This is a genomic window from Allotamlana fucoidanivorans, assembly GCF_045788535.1.
Classification (GTDB): domain Bacteria; phylum Bacteroidota; class Bacteroidia; order Flavobacteriales; family Flavobacteriaceae; genus Allotamlana; species Allotamlana fucoidanivorans.
Genome location: NZ_CP074074.1, coordinates 466,497 through 485,896 on the forward strand (window position 1 = coordinate 466,497; position 19,400 = coordinate 485,896).

The 19,400-nt window shown below is 34.5% G+C and carries 17 protein-coding genes and 1 tRNA gene; 9 read left to right on the top strand and 9 right to left on the bottom strand.

Annotated features, from left to right (window positions below; genetic code table 11):
• Positions 1-39 precede the first annotated feature (39 nt).
• Positions 40-993, bottom strand: a complete 954-nt coding sequence (locus KFZ70_RS02155; RefSeq protein ID WP_233244083.1) for a TonB-dependent receptor domain-containing protein — start codon at positions 991-993, stop codon at positions 40-42.
• Between the two features lie 241 nt (positions 994-1,234).
• On the opposite strand from KFZ70_RS02155, the gene KFZ70_RS02160 reads away from it, so the two are divergent.
• Positions 1,235-2,779, top strand: a complete 1,545-nt coding sequence (locus tag KFZ70_RS02160; RefSeq protein WP_139698331.1) for a sulfatase-like hydrolase/transferase — start codon at positions 1,235-1,237, stop codon at positions 2,777-2,779.
• Positions 2,780-3,023: 244 nt separating this feature from the next.
• Here the strand turns inward: KFZ70_RS02160 and KFZ70_RS02165 are convergent.
• The 6 genes from KFZ70_RS02165 to KFZ70_RS02190 all read right to left on the bottom strand — a co-directional run bounded on the left by KFZ70_RS02165 (position 3,024) and on the right by KFZ70_RS02190 (position 9,262).
• Positions 3,024-3,096 (bottom strand) — tRNA-Met (locus KFZ70_RS02165).
• Between the two features lie 59 nt (positions 3,097-3,155).
• Positions 3,156-3,341, bottom strand: a complete 186-nt coding sequence (locus tag KFZ70_RS02170; protein ID WP_317128558.1) for a CPXCG motif-containing cysteine-rich protein — start codon at positions 3,339-3,341, stop codon at positions 3,156-3,158.
• Between the two features lie 61 nt (positions 3,342-3,402).
• Entirely contained in the window at positions 3,403-4,224 is an 822-nt protein-coding gene (locus KFZ70_RS02175; RefSeq protein ID WP_139698330.1) for a Two component regulator three Y domain protein, read from the bottom strand.
• Between the two features lie 207 nt (positions 4,225-4,431).
• Positions 4,432-5,610, bottom strand: a complete 1,179-nt coding sequence (locus tag KFZ70_RS02180; protein ID WP_139698329.1) for an OmpA family protein — start codon at positions 5,608-5,610, stop codon at positions 4,432-4,434.
• Between the two features lie 108 nt (positions 5,611-5,718).
• Positions 5,719-8,220 (bottom strand): DUF5686 and carboxypeptidase-like regulatory domain-containing protein, encoded by a 2,502-nt coding sequence (locus KFZ70_RS02185; RefSeq protein WP_139698328.1) that lies wholly within the window; start codon positions 8,218-8,220, stop codon positions 5,719-5,721.
• Between the two features lie 64 nt (positions 8,221-8,284).
• Positions 8,285-9,262, bottom strand: a complete 978-nt coding sequence (locus tag KFZ70_RS02190) for a pyruvate dehydrogenase complex E1 component subunit beta (RefSeq protein WP_139698327.1) — start codon at positions 9,260-9,262, stop codon at positions 8,285-8,287.
• Between the two features lie 305 nt (positions 9,263-9,567).
• Between KFZ70_RS02190 and KFZ70_RS02195 the strand changes: the two genes are divergently transcribed.
• The 5 genes from KFZ70_RS02195 (at position 9,568) to KFZ70_RS02215 (ending at position 14,668) form a co-directional block, all read left to right on the top strand.
• Positions 9,568-10,314 carry an electron transfer flavoprotein subunit beta/FixA family protein gene (locus KFZ70_RS02195; RefSeq protein ID WP_139698326.1) on the top strand — a complete coding sequence of 249 codons (747 nt, stop codon included), beginning with the start codon at positions 9,568-9,570 and terminating at the stop codon, positions 10,312-10,314.
• A 103-nt stretch (positions 10,315-10,417) separates the two neighbouring features.
• Entirely contained in the window at positions 10,418-11,374 is a 957-nt protein-coding gene (locus KFZ70_RS02200) for an electron transfer flavoprotein subunit alpha/FixB family protein (protein WP_139698325.1), read from the top strand.
• A gap of 122 nt (positions 11,375-11,496) precedes the next feature.
• The gene (locus KFZ70_RS02205; RefSeq protein ID WP_139698324.1) at positions 11,497-12,123 is read left to right on the top strand and encodes a bifunctional nuclease family protein; all 627 of its coding nucleotides are present in this window, start codon (positions 11,497-11,499) and stop codon (positions 12,121-12,123) included.
• Between the two features lie 15 nt (positions 12,124-12,138).
• Positions 12,139-13,662, top strand: a complete 1,524-nt coding sequence (locus KFZ70_RS02210) for a NupC/NupG family nucleoside CNT transporter (RefSeq protein ID WP_139698323.1) — start codon at positions 12,139-12,141, stop codon at positions 13,660-13,662.
• Positions 13,663-13,843: 181 nt separating this feature from the next.
• The gene (locus KFZ70_RS02215; RefSeq protein ID WP_139698322.1) at positions 13,844-14,668 is read left to right on the top strand and encodes a thymidylate synthase; all 825 of its coding nucleotides are present in this window, start codon (positions 13,844-13,846) and stop codon (positions 14,666-14,668) included.
• 246 nt (positions 14,669-14,914) lie between these two features.
• Here KFZ70_RS02215 and KFZ70_RS02220 read toward each other — a convergent pair whose 3' ends face one another.
• Positions 14,915-15,211: an isoamylase early set domain-containing protein gene (locus KFZ70_RS02220; protein ID WP_139698321.1), complete on the bottom strand. Its 297-nt coding sequence runs from the start codon at positions 15,209-15,211 to the stop codon at positions 14,915-14,917.
• A 303-nt stretch (positions 15,212-15,514) separates the two neighbouring features.
• Between KFZ70_RS02220 and KFZ70_RS02225 the strand changes: the two genes are divergently transcribed.
• From KFZ70_RS02225 to KFZ70_RS02235, 3 genes are read left to right on the top strand one after another with little or no spacing between them, the layout of a single operon-like run.
• Entirely contained in the window at positions 15,515-16,435 is a 921-nt protein-coding gene (locus KFZ70_RS02225; protein WP_139698320.1) for a dihydrofolate reductase, read from the top strand.
• Complete coding sequence (locus KFZ70_RS02230; RefSeq protein WP_139698319.1) at positions 16,419-17,762, top strand: kelch repeat-containing protein; 1,344 nt, start codon at positions 16,419-16,421, stop codon at positions 17,760-17,762. The genes KFZ70_RS02225 and KFZ70_RS02230 overlap by 17 nt, the downstream gene beginning before the upstream one ends.
• Before the next feature lie 29 nt (positions 17,763-17,791).
• Positions 17,792-18,391, top strand: a complete 600-nt coding sequence (locus KFZ70_RS02235) for a methyltransferase domain-containing protein (protein WP_139698318.1) — start codon at positions 17,792-17,794, stop codon at positions 18,389-18,391.
• An 18-nt stretch (positions 18,392-18,409) separates the two neighbouring features.
• On the opposite strand, the gene KFZ70_RS02240 is transcribed toward KFZ70_RS02235, so the two are convergent.
• Positions 18,410-19,327, bottom strand: coding sequence for a DUF6268 family outer membrane beta-barrel protein (locus KFZ70_RS02240; protein ID WP_139698317.1), 918 nt, complete (start codon positions 19,325-19,327; stop codon positions 18,410-18,412).
• Positions 19,328-19,400 lie beyond the last annotated feature (73 nt).

Genomic DNA, 19,400 nt, shown 5'->3' on the forward strand with positions numbered 1-19,400 from the left:
CTTTTTTGTTATGGTAGTTTTATAAGGCATAAGCTCATCTTAAAAATGGCATCTAAAGCTAACATTTGGTGTCAATCCTAACGATTTATTTTCAATCGCTATAGCAGAACTTGAATCCTCAGGATTAACTTCATAGTAGGTATTTATAACATTCTTTCTATTCAAAATATTAATAACGCCAACACGCACTGAAGATATCATACCTTTACTGAGGTTAAAACCATAATTTAATGAAGCATCCAATCGCATAAAATCTTCAAGGTTGTCGCGATTAGGATCACCATAATTCACAACAATATCATTACCATTCTGAATGGTTTCATGACCTTCAACGGGTTTGGTATAAGGTTTTCCCGAACGCCAAATACCTCCTAAAGAAATCTCTAATGGTTCTAAAATATTATAATTAAAAGCTAAGGACACAGAATGCCTGATATCCATATTATTGGGGAACACGGGCGGATTTAAAATTTTAAACTCATAATCATTTACACTATAAGTATAACTCAGCCACGTACTGTAATGACTCGCTGTTTTATTAACAAGAAACTCAAGCCCTTTTACCTTATAACGGCCCGAAGCCTTTAAATACTGAAAATTATTATAAAACCCCTCATTAGAAAGGGTAATACCATTTACCACCTTATAATAGCCCTCAACATCCAAAATCCAATTACGATGATTGTACTCAAAACCCAAAGAAGCCTGTTTACTTTTTGAGATAGGTACATTTTTAGTATTGGCTAAAATCCATCGTCTGTTTTCAACCCCTAAAAAATCATCTTGAAAGTCTATAATCTGTGTAACCGATTGGTTTTTAAACTCACCTTGTAATTTAACAGCAAACAGATGTGACAACTTCTGCCGTATATTTAATCTTGGTTCAAGGATAAACGCATTAAACTTTTGAAAATAATTAGCTCTTATATCCAATCTAGCATAAGTCTCTTGGTTGTTGAATTCCAGTTCTGAAAAGAGTGCTTGACTAATCAACACCTCTTTTTTTACCTTATCATAAGAAAACAAAACACACCTGAACAGCTAACTTATTATTTTTCGTTGTTTAAAAACAGCTGCAACTAACAATTATAGTTTTTACTTAATAAGATATGGTCAAATATCGTTATAACCCAGATGATTTTACATGATTTTTTTAAAACTTGCGTTATTTTTATCTAGTTTAAAAAACCAATATTTTTTAAACTTTTATAACGCAGTATAAATCAAAGAAAGAATGAAAAAAATCATATTGTGCATTATCTTAATAATTGCAGTACTACCAAAATTAGTAGCTCAGAAAAACAAGAAGCCAAACGTAATTATGATTTACACTGATGATCATCGATTTACAGGTGTTCATGCGCTTGGAGGTCAAGCTTTAAGTACTCCAAACTTAGATAATCTGGCTTATACAGGAATCAGCTTTACAAACGCCTATTTAATGGGAGCTTTTAGTGGAGCAACCTGCATACCAAGTAGAGCTATGTTACTTACAGGGCGGCATTTATTTGACTTAGATGGTATAGGCAACAATATCCCAACAAATCATACCATGATGGGAGAAGCTTTTATGAATGCTGGATATTACGCTTACCATGTTGGTAAATGGCATCAGGACACGCAATCTCTTGCCCGTGGCTTTACTTCTGGGGGATTAGTTATGGGAAAACCTGTCTATCTACAAGACCATTTCAGAATGCCTTTTTCTCAATGGAACAAAGCTGGCAATTATCCAAAAGAAAACGCATTTCTTATTAATTGGGATGAAAATGGTAAAGAAGTACGAAGACCCGTTACCAAAAATGATAAAAGAGGCCCTACAGGAACAGAAACTGATGGGCCACACAGTTCTGAAGTCATAGCGAATGGCGCCATAGATTTTATCTCTTCCTACAGCGAAAAAAAGAAACCGTTCTTTATGTACTTAGCCTTTCATGCTCCGCATGACCCACGACAGGCTCCAAAAGCATATAAAGATATGTACCCTGAAGCTGACATAGCGTTACCTCCATCCCATATGTTACAACACCCTTTTGATAATGGACATATCGTTTTACGTGACGAACAATTAGCACCTTGGCCAAGAACAAAGCAAGTAGCCCAGAAACAGCTTTCAGACTATTATGCCATCATCACGCATCTCGATGCTCAAATAGGTCGGGTTATTACAGCCTTAAAAGAAAGTGGTCAATATGACAATAGCATCATTGTGGTAGCAGGTGATAGCGGCTTGGCAGTTGGTAATCATGGATTAATAGGTAAACAAAATATTTATGATGAAGATGGCATACATATTCCATTTATTATTTCTGGTGGTTTCCTTGATACCTCAAATAAGGGACGACGAGAAAAAGCCTTTTGTTATAATTATGATATCTTTCCAACACTGTGTGATATGGCTGGTATAAAAACACCAGGCTCTGTTACGGGTAAAAGTTTAGTGCCAATTATAAATCATGAGGTCAATCAAGTTAGAGATTATACTTATCATGCCTACCGCCAACATCAACGAGCCTTTAGAAAAGGAGATTATAAACTCATAGAGTATGTAAGGGCTCCTGACAGCAACAATAAGAAGGGAGATTTTATTGCCGGATCAAGAGTAACACAATTGTTTAACATCACAAAAGATCCTTGGGAGACATTTAATTTAGCCGATTTCCCTGAATACACTGAACTAGTAGAACAGCTTAGAAAAGAAATGAAAACAAAAGCTGTTGAACTGGGTGATTTAGCGGACGGAAAGAGAACCCAAGTTGATTTTTGGAAATACTATTGATTGAGCAGAAAACCATGCTGTCCAGGTTTCTCATGAACTTTATCACTACTCTATTGTTCAGTCACAATAAACACCTAAGCTCTGGATGATTCGGTTGATATAAAACACATTCCGTTTTCTTTATTAAGACTGGTCAAATTAAAGGCATTCATTTTTATTCTACATATGCCACTCTCTCACTAGATATATAGACATAAATGGAACTATAAAAAAAGAGAACCTATTTCTAGATTCTCTTACTTTGTAGCGGGAACTGGACTCGAACCAGTGACCTTCGGGTTATGAGCCCGACGAGCTACCTACTGCTCTATCCCGCGATATTGGACTGCAAATATACAATCCTTTTTAGATTTTGCAAGCATAAATTAACAAAATATTATTGTTCAATACTTATAGCCTGAAAACCTGTTAGTTCTGAATTTTTAAAACGTATTTTTAATAGAAATGGGTTACAACATACTTCACAATCTTCTATGTATTGCTGTTCTGAAATTGTTTTATCTATAAGAACAGAAATACGTTGCCAGCAATGAGGACAGGTAAAATAATGCTCAATTATCATATTACCCAATATAAAAAAAAGCCATCTAAACGATGGCTTAAAAACTAAATTTATAATGTAATTACTCCTTTTCTATGTCCATGGTTGCAGTAGCACTTTGCAAATCCATTTTATTAAATACAGGCTGATTACCTGATACACTAATATATTCCATATTCAAGTTGTTGTCACTTACCATAATAGTACTAAGCTTATCCATTTGCATGAATTCAATTGGTAAATTTCCAGTAAATTGATTTGTAGACAACAATAGTTCTTGCAGGTTTTTTAATTGCGCAATTTCAACTGGAATTTCACCATCCATTTTGTTATCCATTAAACTCAATTTTTCTAATTTTGATAATGCATAGATTTCATTGGGAATATGACCTGTTAAATAGTTGCTTCCTAACAACAGTTCTTTCAGGTTTTTTAGTTCCATGAGTTCTGTTGGTATTTCTCCCGAAAACTTATTGCTATACAGTTTTAGTGATTCTAAATCTCTTAATTTACCTAATTCCGAAGGGATTTTCCCTTCAAAACCATTCATGAATAATTCTAATACTTTTAAATCAAGTAAGTTTTTTATACTTGAAGGAATAGTGCCTTTTAATTTATTGAATCCTAAATTCATTTTTCTTAAATACAATAAATCGCCTATCTCATTTGGTAAATGACCATCTAGATTATTGAACTGAAGATTAATTTCAACCACTTTTTCGCTGTCCAACTTAACGCCGTGCCAAGTTTCTACAGGAGCTTCTAAATCCCACGTGGAATTCCAGTTATGACCGTTTGTTGCCTTATATAAAGCAATTAACGCGTCCTTTTCTTTAGGTGACACATTAGCAAATGAGTGTGTAGATACAAAAAGGCATAATAAAATAAGTTTTAAGGTCTTCATGTTTTTAGTCAAATTTGGGATTAACTTTCCTACGAAACTAGATCAAAACTCGCTTAAAAACTATTTTATTCGACAAAACGCATGTTTTTTTAACATTTCAATACCTTTCAACGACATATATTAATCAAAAAAGGACTAAAAAATTAGTTAATCCTTTTGACTTTTTTAGCTCCCTAAGATATTTTTTACTACCAACATGTTCTTTATTTAATCTGAAAACACCACAACACTTTCTATCCTTCTATTAATGCCATGCTTAGCGTCAGTACAAGGTTTACTTCCATCACAATCATTTAATAATTGTGATTCTCCAAATCCTTCACTTTCTATTCTGGAATCATTTATTCCTTTACCTATCAAATAATCTTTCACAGCATTTGCCCGTGTTTCTGAAAGTTTCTGATTATATTCTCTAGTACCACGAGAATCCGTGTGTCCGTTAATTTTCAGATTAACTTCTTTATGATTTTCTAAAATTGAAATCAATGCATCTAACACTTGTTTTGAATCATTAGTTAAAGTAAACGAATCAAATTTAAAATACACCACACCCAAATTACTTATATCATTCTCAACCTGCTCCTTACGAGCTAGGATTTCTCGCTGCCTCTCTTCCTCCTTTTCTTTTGCTAACTGTTTTTTTCTTTCTGCTTCCCTTTGAAAGGCTAAAGCCTCAGCTTCTTTCTTTTTATTAATACGTTCAATAGAATCTAATTTTCTTTGATTTTCTTTTGCTATAGATTCCTTCAATTCAGCTTTTTGAAGGCCTTTTTTCGTTAATTCTTTTTTAATGCCAAACCTATAAACTACACCTGCGGCATGCTGTACATGATCTGTACCTACCCCGCCTAGTCGCCATTTACCTGAAGAACTAAAATCAAAACCCCAATGATCAGACAACCAAGTTCTAAATCCAACAACACCATTAAATGTACCTTTGGGTGTATTATCAGAATCGGTATACCCTAAACCTACCCCGACATAAGGATCAAACCAGCCTGTTTCACCAAATATTTTATTCAAATCATAGGACACCCTAGAATCTATTCCGTAATAATCAGATTCAACCGGATTAGGATTTCCATTAATATTTTGACCAACTTTATACTTATTATAAGTTCCTATTAATTCAATTCCTAGACCATTTTCAAAATAACGTCCAATACTAATTCTTGACGGAAAAGCAACCGCGTTTAAATGATTATTCACCTCTAAAGGCTTAACATAAATATCTCCCGATTCATCTACAAAATTGTAACCGAGTCCAACCATCCAAGAACTTGTTACCATGCTATCTTTAACCGTTAGTTTTAATTCTTCCTGTGATATGACCAAATTAAAACATAAAAAAACACCTAATACTATAGGCCTTAAAATTAACTTCATGATGTGCTTGGGCTTAAAATTTTACCAAAAGTAGAAAACCGCTAAAAAAGTGATTTATAAAATCTATAAAATGCTTTTTTATTCGCTCTGAAACAGCGTATAACACCTTTAAAAAGAAAACCCAAAAGCCCCAGTTATTCCAAATTTTCTAGCCATAGGGTTTTCTATTGGATTTAAATAGTTGCCTCTAAAATTAAAGTCTAACCTAAATACTTTAAAAATATTACCAACACCAAAACTATATTCATAATAGGGCACTGAAGACGGGGCTTTGTACACTAACCCTGAAGCATTAATGGCCTTGTTTTCATCGGACACACTACCCATTACTCCTCTAATACCCGCTATAGCCCTAAGGTTATATTTTTTTAAGAAAGGAATTCTTGAAAAAATACGTCCGTTAAAATTGTGCTCAATATGTACAGACGTATAAGTATCTGCAACAAATTCATAAAAGTCAAGCTGAGAAAATGTATTATAAATGGAAAAGTAACTTTGATTACCAGGTACCACACTCATTAATCCCAAAGGCACCACACCAAACGTTTTACCAGCCTCGAGTGTGGTGTATAACCGTCCAAACCCACCAATCTGCCAAGGCTTTATAAACCTAAACTGAAGTTTGGTATAGTCAAAATTATCTCCCTGCTTCCCTTTATGCCCTTTACTAACTTGAGCAAAAAGTTGTGCAAAATCATCATTAGCCGTCAAGCGTTCCACGCCGTACCCTGTCATCTTTCGATTTGGAAAATAAGCCATTAAAAAGGTACTTTCAAACTGCTTTATTTCTGAAGAAATCCCTGTAGGCGAATTAGCGTCATAATAGTCTAAACTGAAGGTAGGCGAAGCTGATTCTAATGTACGATAACTTCCTCCTAATTTTAAAATTAAATTTTTAGCAGGCTCAATTTCAAGTCCTATAGTAGATAAATTTATGTTAGTCAACTTATCATTGGTGGCCGTGGTAAACACACCTGACGACGCAAAACTTCTTCCTAACACATCATTTGATGTTGTTAAACTCGCCCCAATTTGCTCAACATCTCTTCTGTTTCCTCCTGAAATAATTAACCTAGTACGTTTATCTAGCAACCACTTACCTGAAATACCATATTTGAATTTATTGTCATTAAAACCATAGGCCATGAAACCTTCAATACGCCACAAATCATTTCGACCAAAATAGGTTCTACCACCAGCTCGTAACCGCCAGCCTTCAACATCATTATAACCCACCGTAGAATATATAGGTCCATAATCTAGAGGCAATGAATTAAATTCAATATATCCTGAAGCTAAAATGCTTCCTAAATTATAAAGCCTCTTAAATTTTTTGACAGTTTTTAAGGTATCTAGCATTTTATATACCCCTTTCTCGTCTTTGTTAAGTTTTTCTAATCTATTTTCAGACCAAAAATCATCACTTCTATCATAAACATCTTTATCAAAGAAGTTAACCTCCTTTTCATAAAACTTTTTATCCTGTTTAACATCAAACTTATAATTATCATAAAGCGTGGTTCGTTTTCCGTAAATACCCCGTGACTTCTCTTTCTTATTAAAAGCAAAATCAGACATCATATAATCGCGCTTCACTAAAAACAGCGAGTCATTTAGCACTTCAAATTCTTGTTCAATATAAATCTCTTTAACCCAATTTATATTAGCACTTTTTGAAGCCTGCATATTAATTTCTTTAATAGCATAGGTAGTGTCTGCTACCCAGAAATCGCCTTTAAAGGTCAGCTCATTTTTTCTTCTGGGATAATAAATAATATTGTAACACCACTTATTATCTATGAAAGCACTATCAGAAAGCACATAGTTGTAGGTACTGATTCCTGTTCTAGAAATGGGACTTACAAAGCTTTTATCAAAGAACTTCAAATAGTTGTCATAAACGTTAAAATCTGAATATAAATCTTTTATAAAATCAATAATAATTTGATTATCACTAAAGCCAGAGTTCTTATTACCTTCAAGAGTTTCTTTAGTTTTATGAATAACATTATCACCATATACCTTTGAAAACGACTCATTTATAAAAATAGGCAAATAGGTTTTACCCGTTACGCTCGAGGTGTCAACTTGATCAAAAATAAACTCCATGCCTTTAAAGAGTCTACTTTTTATAAGAGCGCTATCAATAGTATTGATATCAAATTCTAGTTTCTCGTATTTATCAAATTGGTATTGACTAAACTGCTTCAAGCCATTACTACGTTTATTGGCCCATATTTTTCTCAATAAATCAATAGCTGGATTGTTTTTTTTAGGTTGTTTTCCTGAAATAATGACCACCTGATCAAGCTGACTTGCTTCTTCCTTGAGTGTAACGTTTAAATTATAAGTTACTTTCTTATCTAAGGAAAGCTTTAAAGTTTCAAAACCAATAAAAGACACAGTGATTTCTTCCCAATTTTCATCAGACTCCAAATAAAATCTTCCATCTTCATTTGTTATGGTACCTTGCGTTGATTCGCTAAAAATAACATTGGCAAATGAAATTGGGGCATTATCTTCATCAAATACATAACCGCTCACTTTGGTTTGAGCCGTCATTGCAACCCCACTAAAAATCAAAAATACCTGAAGTAGTCTTATGTTCATAAATACAAAAAAACTTCACCAACAAATTTGTCAATGAAGTTTATATAACGTAAAAAATATACTTTTATTTGTACATTACCTTCTTTACAGCTTTGATAACATCATCACTGTTAGGTAACCATTCTGCCAGTAACACTGGAGAATAAGGAGCAGGCGTATCAGCTGTGTTTAACTTAATAACTGGAGCATCCAAATAATCAAACGCCTCAGACTGCACTAAATAAGTAATTTCAGTGGCTACACTACCAAACGGCCAAGCTTCTTCTAGAACTACTAATCTATTGGTTTTCTTTACAGACTCCACAATCGCTTTTCTATCCATTGGGCGCACTGTACGTAAATCTATAATTTCACAAGAAATACCTTCTTTTTCTAATTGGTCTGCGGCTTTGTAGGCTTCTTTAATAATCTTTCCAAAAGACACGATAGTAACATCATCGCCTTTTCGTTTAATATCGGCTACGCCAATAGGCAACACATACTCCCCTTCGGGCACTTCACCTTTATCACCATACATTTGCTCACTCTCCATAAAAATCACTGGATCATCATCTCTAATTGCGGCCTTTAACAAACCTTTTGCATCATAAGGATTTGAAGGTACCACAACTTTTAAACCTGGCGTATTAGCAAACCAGTTCTCAAAAGCTTGAGAGTGCGTAGCTCCCAACTGCCCTGCAGAGGCCGTAGGACCACGAAATACAATAGGGCACTTAAACTGCCCACCAGACATTTGCCTGATTTTCGCAGCATTATTTATAATTTGATCAATTCCAACTAAAGAGAAGTTAAACGTCATATACTCCACAATAGGTCTATTACCAGTCATGGTAGAACCTACAGCAATTCCTGCAAAACCAAGCTCTGCAATTGGGGTATCTATAACACGCTTTGGCCCAAACTCATCTAACATACCTTTTGATGCTTTGTATGCACCATTATATTCTGCTACCTCCTCACCCATTAAGTACACGCTCTCATCTCTGCGCATTTCTTCACTCATGGCTTCGCAAATAGCTTCTCTAAATTGAATTGTCTTCATTAAGATTGATTTTTATACGAGATGCAAAAATAGGAATTATTAAGAATAATCTAACATAAAATCAAAAAGGAAAATTATCTAGAAAATAATTTTTATTAAGTTCACAGAAATCTATAACAATAACTGAGGATATACTAAAACCCTTATTAATTGATTTTGTTGTGCTAACATCTTCATGAAAATCATTTTTAAGTCAACTAATCAAAATAACAACACATATTTACTATGCATGCATAGTAAATATTCAGAATAAAATATTTAACTTCGTATCCTAAATAAAATGAGACCTTTTAACAAATAAGCAAATGAAAATATTAGTGTGTATTAGTCATGTACCTGACACTACTTCAAAGATTAATTTCACTGAGGACAAAACAACATTTGACACCAATGGTGTTCAGTTTGTAATTAACCCCAATGATGAATTTGGTTTAACACGCGCCATGTGGTTTAAAGAAAAACAAGGCGCACATATTACTGTTGTAAATGTTGGCGGTCCTGAAACAGAACCCACATTGCGAAAAGCTTTAGCTATTGGTGCCGATGAAGCTATCCGCATTAACACCGTAGCCACTGATGGTTTTTCTGTGGCCAAACAACTTGCCGAAGTTGTAACTAATGGGGCTTACAATTTAATAATAGCCGGCAGAGAATCTATTGACTATAACGGAGGTATGGTTCCTGGTATATTAGCAGGGTTGACCAGTTCTAATTTTGTAAACAACTGTATGGGGCTTGAAATTGACGGGCATTCAGCTACGGTTATTCGAGAAATTGATGGCGGAAAAGAAACAGTTTCTACCTCACTCCCCTTGGTTATTGGTGGTCAAAAAGGTTTGGTTGAAGAAAGTGATTTAAGAATACCTAATATGCGCGGTATAATGATGGCTAGAAAAAAACCACTAAACGTTGTTGAACCTGTAGCTTCTGAAACAAAAACAAGTTCATTATCATTTGAAAAACCTGCTCCAAAAGGTGCTGTTACTTTAGTATCGCCTGATAATTTAGACGAGCTAATAAACCTACTTCATAACGAAGCCAAGGTGATTTAAAACAAGAAGCGTTCTTTCCGATACTTGTTTTCGGAATTTTTAATAACAGAATTGGTTAAATCTTATCCTGAAATGCATTCGGGAAGACAAAAAAATAAAAATTATGTCAGTTTTAGTATATACAGAATCAGAACAAGGCGCCTTTAAAAAAGCAGCATTCGAAGTTGCTTCATATGCCAAGGCCGTTGCCAATCAATTAGGCACATCGGTTACGGCGGTAGCCATAAATACAGAGGACACTTCAACATTAGGCCATTATGGTGTTGACAAGATATTAAATATAAATAACGATGCATTACAAGGTTTTAATGCTAAAATTTACGCATCTGTTTTAGCACAGGCGGCTCAAAACGAAGAAGCAAAGGTCATTATTGTAAGTTCAAGCGCAAATAGTAAATATGTAGCACCATTATTAGCGGCTTCATTACAAGCAGGCTATGCCTCAAATGTGGTTAAAACACCTTCAAATGTGAGTCCGTTTACTGTAAAACGTAGTGCGTTCACTAATAAAGCCTTTGAAAACATACAAATTAATACAGAAGTAAAAATTGTTGGTGTTTCAAATAATGCCTTTGGCATAGTTGAAAATCCATCTAATGCAACTTCTGAAAATTTCACTCCATCTATTCCTGAGTCTAGCACCAAGGTAGAATCGGTTGATAAAGCTGTAGGTAAGGTAACCATTGCCGATGCCGAAATAGTAGTTTCTGGCGGACGTGGTTTAAAAGGTCCTGAAAATTGGGGCATGATTGAAGAACTTGCCGATGTTTTAGGCGCAGCAACAGCGTGTTCAAAACCCGTATCAGATTTAGGATGGCGCCCTCATGGTGAGCATGTTGGACAAACAGGGAAGCCTGTAGCATCAAACTTGTATATTGCCATAGGTATTTCTGGAGCCATTCAACATTTAGCTGGTGTAAACGCCTCAAAAGTAAAGGTGGTAATAAATACCGATCCTGAAGCACCGTTTTTTAAAGCAGCCGATTATGGTGTAGTTGGAGACGCCTTTCAAGTAGTTCCTGAATTAATTGAAAAATTGAAAGCATTTAAAGCACAATAATAATTTATATTTTATAAATTGTGTGATACTATAGAACTGCTTAATTTAGCATTTTATACCTAAAACTGTTTACGCAGTTGGTAAAGTTCTAAATTAAACAGTTCTTTGCGTTTTTAAAGATTATGAGTTTAGTAAGATTAAATATAAAAGGGATTTCCTACAGCCAAACCCAAAATGGCGCTTACGCCTTAATTTTAAATGAAGTAGACGGAGACCGAAAACTTCCTATTGTTATAGGAGCCTTTGAAGCTCAATCTATTGCTATTGCTTTAGAAAAAGAAATAAGTCCACCAAGACCATTAACCCATGACTTATTTAAAAATTTTGCAGATCGATTTGATATTGTGGTAAAGCAGGTTATCATTCACAAATTAGTTGACGGTGTTTTTTATTCCAGTTTAATCTGCGAACGCGATAAAATTGAAGAAATTATTGACGCCAGAACGAGTGACGCCATTGCTTTAGCGTTGCGCTTTAGCGCCCCTATTTTTACTTACAAAAACATTTTAGACAAAGCTGGAATATATCTAAAAATTGATCCGAAGAAAAGCGATGACAATGACGATCATGCTGAAGACAGTGTTTTAATGGACGACGTAATGACGAGTGAATTAGAGCCTAGTACACCGCGAGAAAATCTCAAAGGAAAGTCTATTGAAGAACTTCAAAAAATGCTGGAAGAGGCGGTTGCTAATGAAGATTATGAAAAAGCCGCTAGTATTAGAGACGAAATTTCTAAGCGTGAATAACTCCAATTCTAAATCATGACAAAATACGTTCTGTTTTTTGCTTTTTCGGTATTATTACTTTCATCTTCATCAGCACAACACCCAGAAAATGCACCTATAGCAGACACTACACAAACGGTTTTGCTTTCTAAACATGCTGAAACAAATCCACAACAAAACATACAAGCCTCACAAGTTATTGTAGAAACCGCAGAGGTAGTATCTATCGATAATTCTAATAGTATTATTCCTAGTCAAGGTTTTTCTTTTCATAGCTTATGGCGTGGTATCTTAGGTATGTTTTCCTTAATATTTATTGCGTTCCTATTTAGCAGTAATAAAAAAGCGATTAACTGGAAAGTGGTGGGTATTGGACTTATATTTCAGCTCCTTATAGCCATTGGCGTTTTAAAAGTAGATATTATTAAAAGCGGGTTTGAGTTTATTGGCAGTCTGTTTGTAAGTGTTCTTGATTTTACCAGAGCAGGCAGCAAATTTCTATTTGAAGGTCTGGTTGTTGACATGGATACTTTCGGATTTATATTTGCTTTTCAAGTATTACCAACCATTATATTCTTTTCAGCTTTAACCTCTGTACTATTTTATTTAGGAATCATTCAAAAAGTAGTAAAGGGCATGGCGTGGCTCCTATCAAAAGCCTTAAAAATATCAGGTGCGGAAAGTTTAAGTGTGGCTGGAAACATCTTTTTAGGTCAAACCGAGGCCCCACTATTAATCAAGGCCTATTTAGAAAAAATGAATAAATCTGAAATGCTTTTAGTGATGATTGGTGGTATGGCTACAGTAGCAGGAGCGGTACTTGCAGCATATATTGGCTTTTTAGGTGGTGATGATGCGGTATTAAGATTGTTTTATGCCAAGCACTTATTGGCAGCTTCCGTAATGGCCGCACCAGGAGCTATCGTTATTTCCAAGATTCTATACCCTCAAACAGATAATGTCAATACAGATGTTTCTGTGTCACAAGAAAAAATAGGCTCTAATTTTTTAGATGCCATTGCCAACGGCACTACCGAAGGCCTAAAACTTGCGGTAAATGTTGGTGCTATGCTATTAGTTTTTGTTGCCTTTATTGCCATGTTTAATGGTATTTTAGGTTGGATTGGAGATATTACCACCGTAAATGTTTGGATTGCTAGTCATACCGCCTACCAAAGTTTATCACTTGAATTACTTTTAGGCTATGTCTTTGCTCCTCTGATGTGGTTAATTGGTGTAGCCCAAGACGACATGGCACTTATGGGACAATTACTAGGTATAAAACTAGCCGCTAGTGAATTTATTGGCTACATTCAGCTTAGAGACCTCAAAGATGTTAGTAATGCCATTCACCTTAATTATGAGAAATCTATTATTATGGCAACATACATGCTTTGTGGATTTGCAAATTTTGCTTCTATTGGAATTCAAATTGGAGGTATTGGATCATTGGCTCCTGGTCAGCGTAAAACCTTATCAAAGTTTGGCATGAAAGCATTAATAGGAGGAACCATTGCATCATTAGCTTCTGCAACCATAGCCGGTATGATTATTGGATAAAAAGCAAAGTATTCATAAATTAATGATATCAAAATCTTATATTTCGTTAATAACTTTTTGATATTTACTTGTTATGACCCTCTTATAATCATATCGTTTTTCTCTAAATTCGTTTCCGAAAAAATATAGATATTATAATCTAGTTACCACTACTTAAGAGCTTAAAACCACAGAAAAGACTATGAAACAATATCACGACTTAGTAAATCATGTTTTAAATCATGGTAATGAAAAAGAAGACCGCACAGGTACTGGAACAAAGAGTGTTTTTGGCTATCAAATGCGTTTTGACTTAAGCGAAGGATTTCCTATGGTAACTACCAAAAAACTGCATTTAAAATCTATCATACATGAATTACTTTGGTTTTTGAAAGGTGATACCAATATTAAATACCTTACCGAAAACGGTGTGCGTATCTGGAATGAATGGGCTGATGACAATGGTGACTTAGGCCCTGTTTATGGGCACCAATGGCGTAATTGGAATAGTGATGAGATTGATCAAATAAAGGACGTTATAGACACACTGAAACACAATCCTGACAGCAGGAGAATGTTGGTTTCTGCATGGAACCCATCTGTGCTTCCTGATACCTCAAAAAGTTTTAGTGAAAATGTAGCCAATGGTAAAGCCGCACTACCGCCATGCCATGCCTTTTTCCAATTTTATGTTGCTAATGGTAAACTATCCTGCCAACTGTACCAACGCAGTGCAGACATCTTTTTAGGAGTACCATTCAACATTGCTTCTTATGCTTTATTCACCATGATGATGGCTCAAGTTTGCGGATATGAAGCAGGAGAATTCATTCATACATTTGGTGATGCTCACATTTACAGTAACCACTATGAACAGTTAGAACTTCAGCTATCAAGAGATATTAGACCCTTACCAAAAATGATTTTAAACCCAAAGGTAAACGATATTTTTGACTTTACATTTGATGATTTTACGCTAGTAGATTACAATCCGCATCCACACATCAAAGGGGTTGTTGCAGTTTGATACCTAGCTAAAAAACGTTGTTGTCTTTTAATCTTAGTCTACAACACCATAAGGTTGCACACATACATAAAGCCAAATAACTTCTTGTGAGCCAATATTTCTACTTTCACATAGAAGCCCAAGAGAAGAAACGAGCTACACAATATATCTCGTCTATTTTTCAAATTTCATATAAATGAAGTAAAAGAAATTTGTTTCCTAGCAGAAAACGTCCTTTTACTTCATTTTATATATGATCGAGATATATTATAAATTTATAACGCTGTTTTCTGCGCCTGCAAATTCATTCCAAGCATAAGCATCAGCAGCATCATCGTTTACATAAACACCGTCAACTAAATATTTAAATTCGTAAGAAGCGCCAGTTTCTAAATCAATAGTCCCTTTAAACGTTCCGTTCTTTAACTTCTTCAAAACTGCCTTTTTTTCATTCCAGTCATTGAAAGACCCTACCACAGATACTTTTTTTGCATCTTCAGCAGGTAACGCAAAAGTTACTTTACAAACAGGTTTCGACTTTAAATATTGTTTTTTAATCGCCATAATTTCTAAATTTAATGTGTTGTTCTATGTGCAAATTTATAAACATTTTTTAACCCAAAAGGCTATAAGTGGCTTTCAATTAAAGAATTATCAATTTGTTAACTTCAGATTAAAAAAAATTATAGTACTAAAAAAAAACAGCTTAAAATTTATTAGATTAGCAATAAAATTCAAAGGGTTTTAAACTGATTTTCAGCAGGTTTTATTCGAAATCGATTTCGAAAATCCCATTTTCTCAACTATTTTATCAAATGCTATCAAGTCAATAAAAAAATTTAACTTTACAGTCTTTATAAATTGGCTATGTTCGGAAAAAGAAAACACACCCCTCAAATAGATAAAGATCAGTTAGAAATTCTTGAAAATGCACAACGACGCGTAAAACAAAAAAAAAGATTATACCTCCATTTTGTTCTTTTTTTAATTGGAAGTGTATTCCTAATTATAGCCAACACCTTTTTGGGCATTGGTAAAGACATCACATTTTTTGGTAAAGAGTGGTTTGTATTTGCTATTATAATTTGGTTCTTCTTGTTAATCTATCATGTTTTCAACGTTTTTGTCACGCATAAATTTATGGGAAAAGCATGGGAACAAAAACAACTTGAAAAACTAGTTAGCAAACAACAAGAACGCATTGAAAAGCTTAAAGCGAATTTAGTTCAAGAAGAAACCCTAAAACTAGAGCGTGAAGACTTAGCAGAAATCCAACCTAAACCAACTAAGAAAAAATCCGAATTAACCATTATTGTTGCTGCCGCAGAAAACAATGCCATAGGCAAAGGCAACCAGCTTATCTGGCATTTAAGTGATGATTTAAAACGATTTAAAGCCCTAACCAATGCGCATCATATAATTATGGGCAGAAAAACTTTTGAAAGTTTTCCTAAGCCACTTCCTAATAGAACACACGTTGTTATAACAAGACAAGCAGATTATAAAGTTCCCGATGGTGTTATTGTAGTTAATAATTTAGAAGATGCCATTGATGCTAGCCGAAATGATGTACAACCTTTTATAATTGGTGGCGGACAAATTTATGAGCAAGCACTAAACCTAGCTGATAAAATTGAATTAACTAGAGTGCATCATGACTTTGAAGCCGATACCTTTTTCCCTGAGATAGACCATAGTATTTGGAAAGAAACGCAAAACACCTTCCATCAAAAAGATGATAATCATGATTTTGAGTTTTCATTTATAACTTATGAAAGGAAATTGTAAAAACACCATACATAAAGTCAACTTTCAGGTTATCATATGGATTTCTGTTGTATTGGCTACACTGCCTTCCTGCAAATCGCAACAATGTACAGATGGTCATGCACAGTGGATAGATCTCAATGAAGACGAAAACTATACAGCCAGACATGAATGTTCTTTTGTACAAGCTGGAAATGAATTCATTATGTTTGGTGGCAGAGAATCCGCTAAAAAACTAGATATATACAATTTTAACGAAAATACTTGGCGTGCTGCAAGAAATCAAGCACCAAAAGAGTTTAACCACTTTCAAGCCACCTTTTACAAAGGCTTTGTTTGGGTCATTGGAGCATTTAAAACCAATAATTTTCCAAGGGAATTACCCGAAGATCATGTGTGGTTATACCATCCTGTGACAGACACATGGATTCCAGGCCCTAAAATACCTAAAAACCGACGTCGTGGTGGCGCTGGTCTGGCTGTTTACAACAATAAATTTTACTTAATTGGTGGTAATACCATAGGGCATGATGGCGGTTATGTAAATTGGTTTGATGAATATGACCCTGCAAAGAACACCTGGAAAATTTTGGAAGATGCGTCTCAGGCTCGAGATCATTTTAGTGCTGCCATTATTGACAACACCCTTTATGCTGTTGCGGGCAGACATTCTGGTGGTGAAGGTGGTGTTTTTGCCCCTTTAATAAAAGTTGTTGATACTTATAATTTTGACACGAAACAGTGGTCTACCTTACAACACCCCTTGCCAACACCAAGAGCAGCGCCTGGCGTTGCCGTTTTTCAAAATGAATTATTCGTTATGGGTGGAGAAGGTGAAGCAAAAGGGCCTGCCTACAACATTGTAGAAGCATACAATCCTAAAACAAAAAAATGGACTAAAAAACCTGCCATGCACTATGCTAGGCATGGCACACAAGCTATTCAATCTGGTAAAGGCATATATATTGCCGCTGGCTCCCCTAATAGAGGCGGCGGAAGACAACATAACATGGAAGTGTATCATGAAGATTCGGCAGAAGGATCTCCTATTACAGCTTCTCATATTGAAGCGCCAAAATCTATTTCAATCCCAAGGAACGCTTCAAAGACTATAACCATAAAAAATACAGGGGGCAACAGCGCTTCTTTTATCACTAGTGTCAGCATTACTGGAGAACATAGAAAGCATTTTAAATTGCTTAGTCTGCATGATTTTACTTTAGTTGATGCTGAGGCAAGCATTAAAATTGAAGTAGCAAATACAGGTCATTCTTTTGGAGTCACTTCAAAATTAAAAATTATGTATAACGGTATTTCAGAATCTGAGATTAAAATAGTTTGTGAATAATTACTTAACCTTACATTATAATTGATTGAATGCAAGGACTAATTAAAGCCCATACTGTCGATAAATATTTACATCCCGTTCGTTTACAAATTTTAGAACTTATTGAACCCAATACAACAGTTGTAGAGCTTGGGTGCGGAAACGGAGATTTACTTTTTAAACTTTCAAACAAAATAAAGGCTGGAATTGGTATTGACAAATCTGAACAACTCATAAAATACGCCTCGAATCAAATTAAAAAAAAGCAGATTAAAAACCTGGAATTTAGAGCATTTGACATATTACAAAACGCATGTTTAAATTCTAAGACAGACTATACAATAGCCTGTCTTGTTTTTCATATACTTCCTAGAAAAGAAGCCATTGTTTTGCTTAAAAAAATGATAGCTACATCAAAAACAACAATTATTTGTGGGTTTAGCAAACCTGAAAACCTAAAACAAAAAACCTTTCTTTGGTTTGATCAAAGATTTACAAGTCACTATTCTCATTTTTGCAACTTTATGGAGAATGGATTTACAGAAGGACTCTTACATCCTATTGAAAACATAAAATATCAAAAGATTGACACGTTTGACCCTGTTATTAAGATTTATAAAATAACCCAACGTCAACCAAATTCTAAATAGACCTGTTACTAGACCTATTTACTCCTTAAATTTAATCCTATAAACCAATTCAAGTTTAGCAAACATACTGCCATTTATTTTTGAGTTTAGTTGACGGCGCTGGTCTCCAAAATTAAAATCTATTAAACCAAAATCAATTTTACTACCATAGCTATAAACTTCATAGTTATCACTGGCATACCCTAATTTTAGTCGCATTAACGTATTTCTAAATAATCTATTCAACTGTCCATAGCCTGCAAATTCAAGAGAATTTAATTGCACATATTGATTGACTTTATCCTTCTCAAGATTAAAACTTCGTCCAATACCAAAATAACTAAATCCTAAAGCAAACTTACCCAGTGCGTAATTGATATCAGCTGAAATAGGCAAATACATATCCATCTCAAACCTTTTATTTTTACTCAAAGCATACCACCCTAAAATAGGTGTTGTATAAAACCCAAAAGCTTCCGATGAACTATACAATCCAAATCTGTATGATATATTCTTATGCTTTTGATAGGTAAAAACGCAATAGCCACCCAAAAACATATCATTACTGGATATATTATGATAATCTGAAGCTACTTTAGGTAAAAAAACTAAAGCCATCTCCCAAAAATCAGACAACGTCACATTGACACCCAACTTGAGTGTTGTACTATACAAATTAGTAAATGGTGTAGACTCCCCTCCTATTGAAGGAAATAATTGCACCCTATTTTGATTAAAAATAGCGCCTGTTATTAGGGCATAATTTTTATTTAATACTATGGGCAAGGTGAGATTAGCATTAAAAGAAGTTACATGGGTACTTTGGTCAAAATCTTCAAAATTGTTTTTAAAACTTCTGCTATAATCTATTTTTAATACATCAACATATTGCTGCGCAATACACAAATAGGGAGACCAAATAAAAAGGAATACACATATTTTAACACAACGACTCATATCAAGTAAGTTACAGATTTATTCAATACAAATCGGCATAAAAAAAACAAAGAACCCAAAGTGGTATATCTAT

What these genes read in the sequence shown, in the direction of transcription:
- KFZ70_RS02190 (WP_139698327.1), bottom strand. Translation starts at nt 9,262, where the DNA reads ATGAAGACAATTCAATTTAGAGAAGCTATTTGCGAAGCCATGAGTGAA.
- KFZ70_RS02225 (WP_139698320.1), top strand. Translation starts at nt 15,515, where the DNA reads ATGTTCGGAAAAAGAAAACACACCCCTCAAATAGATAAAGATCAGTTA.
- KFZ70_RS02200 (WP_139698325.1), top strand. Translation starts at nt 10,418, where the DNA reads ATGTCAGTTTTAGTATATACAGAATCAGAACAAGGCGCCTTTAAAAAA.
- KFZ70_RS02185 (WP_139698328.1), bottom strand. Translation starts at nt 8,220, where the DNA reads ATGAACATAAGACTACTTCAGGTATTTTTGATTTTTAGTGGGGTTGCA.
- KFZ70_RS02220 (WP_139698321.1), bottom strand. Translation starts at nt 15,211, where the DNA reads ATGGCGATTAAAAAACAATATTTAAAGTCGAAACCTGTTTGTAAAGTA.
- KFZ70_RS02205 (WP_139698324.1), top strand. Translation starts at nt 11,497, where the DNA reads ATGAGTTTAGTAAGATTAAATATAAAAGGGATTTCCTACAGCCAAACC.
- KFZ70_RS02175 (WP_139698330.1), bottom strand. Translation starts at nt 4,224, where the DNA reads ATGAAGACCTTAAAACTTATTTTATTATGCCTTTTTGTATCTACACAC.
- KFZ70_RS02195 (WP_139698326.1), top strand. Translation starts at nt 9,568, where the DNA reads ATGAAAATATTAGTGTGTATTAGTCATGTACCTGACACTACTTCAAAG.
- KFZ70_RS02160 (WP_139698331.1), top strand. Translation starts at nt 1,235, where the DNA reads ATGAAAAAAATCATATTGTGCATTATCTTAATAATTGCAGTACTACCA.
- KFZ70_RS02230 (WP_139698319.1), top strand. Translation starts at nt 16,419, where the DNA reads ATGAAAGGAAATTGTAAAAACACCATACATAAAGTCAACTTTCAGGTT.
- KFZ70_RS02210 (WP_139698323.1), top strand. Translation starts at nt 12,139, where the DNA reads ATGACAAAATACGTTCTGTTTTTTGCTTTTTCGGTATTATTACTTTCA.
- KFZ70_RS02170 (WP_317128558.1), bottom strand. Translation starts at nt 3,341, where the DNA reads ATGATAATTGAGCATTATTTTACCTGTCCTCATTGCTGGCAACGTATT.
- KFZ70_RS02240 (WP_139698317.1), bottom strand. Translation starts at nt 19,327, where the DNA reads ATGAGTCGTTGTGTTAAAATATGTGTATTCCTTTTTATTTGGTCTCCC.
- KFZ70_RS02180 (WP_139698329.1), bottom strand. Translation starts at nt 5,610, where the DNA reads ATGAAGTTAATTTTAAGGCCTATAGTATTAGGTGTTTTTTTATGTTTT.
- KFZ70_RS02235 (WP_139698318.1), top strand. Translation starts at nt 17,792, where the DNA reads ATGCAAGGACTAATTAAAGCCCATACTGTCGATAAATATTTACATCCC.
- KFZ70_RS02215 (WP_139698322.1), top strand. Translation starts at nt 13,844, where the DNA reads ATGAAACAATATCACGACTTAGTAAATCATGTTTTAAATCATGGTAAT.